A 2,766-nucleotide genomic window follows, 5' to 3' on the forward strand; every position below is an offset into this window, starting at 1 on the left:
TCGGTTGACAACAATTGCCAAACAATCACTGGAGCTTTACCAGACAGAACTATCTACAGGTAGAAACAATGTTTTGGAAATAATTCGAATGGAACGCCAACTTTTAAACTACGGTTTGGAACTGGCAAGGGCCAAAACAGAACGAAATAACAATGTGTATAGAATAAACTACTTAATAGGAGAAGGTTATGAATAAAATAAATAAAAAAATGATATACGTTGGGCTGGGCTTTTTAGCAGCAGGCCTACTCTTGGGGTGGCTTTTTTTTGGTGGAACATCAGAAAGTTCAGCCACCACCGAAAATCAGCTGGAGGAAGCACATGCTCATGAGGAAGGAGAATCAGAAATCTGGACTTGTTCAATGCATCCACAGATTAGACAGGAGGAACCGGGAAATTGTCCTATATGCGGTATGGAATTAATACCCGTGAAAGCGTCTGCAGCTGTCAATGACTCTGAGATACAAATGAGTGAAGCCGCAGCCAGAATTGCCGATATTCAAACCGTGACTGTAAAGGCAGGGTCACCTACTAAAGAGATATATCTTACGGGGAGGGTGACCGCAGATGAGCGCAATGTTTCGGCTGTGACTGCACGTTTTCCGGGACGTATTGAGAAGTTATTTGTGAACTTCACGGGACAAGAAGTAAGAAGAGGAGAAAGGTTAGCCTCTATCTATTCCCCGGAGTTAGTACAGGCACAAAAGGAACTCCTGGAGGCTGTACGGTTTAAAGAGACTAATCCTTCTTTTTTAGAAGCTGCGGTAAGGAAATTAAAACAGTGGGATTTAACAGATACGCAAATCCAGAATATTAAGGAGAATGGAAAGGTGCAATATAATTTTGATATTTATTCTACACAGTCTGGAACCGTTACCAGTAGAAATGTAAGTGAAGGAGATTATGTGGGCGAAGGTCAGCCGCTTTTTGATATCGCTAATTTAAATAAAGTATGGGTCCTTTATGATGCCTATGAAAGCGATCTTGCATGGATCAAAGAAGGAGATAAAGTTACTTTTTCTGTACCCTCGATGCCTGGACAATCCTTTTCCAGTACTGTTACTTTTATTGATCCTGTTATTAACCCCCAAACGAGGGTAGCTTTGGTGCGAACTGAAGTAGATAATCCTAAAGGAAAACTCAAACCGGATATGTTTGCTCAGGGAGTAATTAACAGTGAGTTGGATAATTTAGAAAACGCTCTCGTTATACCAAAATCTTCCATCCTGTGGACCGGTAAAAGAGCCATTGTCTACTTAAGGAGGCCCGAGTTTGAAGAGCCCACCTTCGAGTTTAGGGAAGTAGTTCTAGGACCCGAGGCAGGGGACTTGTATGTGGTCACTAAAGGCTTGGAAGCAGGTGATGAAGTTGTGGCCAATGGCGTATTTAAGGTAGATGCTGCCGCGCAACTGCAAGGGAAACGGAGCATGATGAGCCCGGAAGGTGGTCCTGCCATGACAGGACACAATCATGGTGGAATGGAAATGGAAGAGGGTAACGACATGCCGGAGCAAACAAAAACTTCAAAATTTGTTCAGGAAGATGTGATGGACATGAGCAAAGATGTCCCCAAAGCTTTCAAAAACCAACTTAATGAAGTAATCGAAGCCTATCTGGAACTTAAAGAAGGGCTGGTAAGGGCTAATATAGATGAGACACAGGAATCGAGTACTGAGCTATTGGCTGCTCTTGATAAACTTGATGGCAATTCCCTTTCTGGTCATGCCAAGAATTTCTGGGAAGAAAAAAAGGCTTTCTTATTCAAACACACGAGGTTGTGTAAGGAGGCTACTACAATAGAAGGGAAACGTGAAAACTTTATTTTCCTTTCACAGCCACTAATAAAGATTGTCGAGGCTTTTGGAGCTAACCAGAAGTTGTATGTGAACTTTTGCCCTATGGCCAATAACAACAAAGGTGCCTACTGGCTAAGTAACAGCGAAGAAATTAGGAACCCGTTTTTTGGAGAAGCTATGCTTACCTGCGGTGAAGTGAAATCCGTAATAAACTAAGAATTAAGTAATAAATGAAAATCAAATATGAATATCTAAAATTAAAAACTATGAAAACTTTAAAAGTAAAAACTGCAGTAGTACTGCTATTAGCCGTTAGTCTGGGTTATAGCCAGGAGAAGAAAATGATGCACCACGATCACGAAAATATGGAGTCGGGTGAGATGAAAATGATGGACAGTAAAATCCCAAAATTTAATAACGAAAAAATAACTACAGCTTATGAAGACTATTTAACCCTTAAAGCCGCAATACTCAAGTCTGATCAAGAACTGGCAAAGAAGGAAGCAGAGCAACTTCTCAACTCTATTGCAAAGTTAGAAGGGACCGATGGATTACAGAAAGTCGCAACAAAGTTGGCTGCTAATCGTAATCTGGAATCGCAAAAGGCTGCATTTTCGGATTTTTCCAGTGAATTTGCTGATTTTCTTAAGGGCAAAGTTGCGGAAAACCAATTGTATTTTGCGCGCTGTCCAATGGCTAATAATAACTCAGGAGGTTTTTGGCTAAGCCACGAAGAGGCAATTCAAAATCCATTTTTTGGAGGAAAAATGCTGAAGTGTGGTAGTATACAAGAAACAATAAAATAAAAAAGACCTGCGTAAGTGGACTGGTGGTTGTGCCCTACTCCCCCCTCATGACTTATCCGGTCCATAAAGCAGGCACAACAAATATGAAAGCTAAAATAAAATTTTTCGCAATTGCGGTAATAGGTATAGGGTTTCTTTCCGGTTGTAATACGGGAGAGAAAGAA

Annotated in this window: 3 protein-coding genes; all 3 read left to right on the forward strand. The window is 41.0% G+C overall.

Annotation, left to right across the window (positions count from 1 at the left end):
• Nucleotides 1-196: TolC family protein (locus tag RM549_RS19185; RefSeq protein ID WP_311687706.1), on the forward strand; the 196-nt coding region annotated here is incomplete at its 5' end.
• Nucleotides 189-2,012, forward strand: a complete 1,824-nt coding sequence (locus RM549_RS19190; RefSeq protein WP_311687708.1) for an efflux RND transporter periplasmic adaptor subunit — start codon at nucleotides 189-191, stop codon at nucleotides 2,010-2,012. The genes RM549_RS19185 and RM549_RS19190, both read left to right, overlap by 8 nt.
• A gap of 50 nt (nucleotides 2,013-2,062) precedes the next feature.
• Nucleotides 2,063-2,602 carry a DUF3347 domain-containing protein gene (locus RM549_RS19195; protein ID WP_265164196.1) on the forward strand — a complete coding sequence of 180 codons (540 nt, stop codon included), beginning with the start codon at nucleotides 2,063-2,065 and terminating at the stop codon, nucleotides 2,600-2,602.
• The last annotated feature ends 164 nt before the right edge of the window (nucleotides 2,603-2,766 follow it).

Origin of the sequence: Autumnicola patrickiae, from assembly GCF_031846525.1 — a bacterium.
Classification (GTDB): Bacteria; Bacteroidota; Bacteroidia; order Flavobacteriales; family Flavobacteriaceae; genus Autumnicola; species Autumnicola patrickiae.

Coding starts and splice junctions, on each gene's coding strand:
- RM549_RS19190 (WP_311687708.1), top strand. CDS start 189: ATGAATAAAATAAATAAAAAAATGATATACGTTGGGCTGGGCTTTTTA.
- RM549_RS19195 (WP_265164196.1), top strand. CDS start 2,063: ATGAAAACTTTAAAAGTAAAAACTGCAGTAGTACTGCTATTAGCCGTT.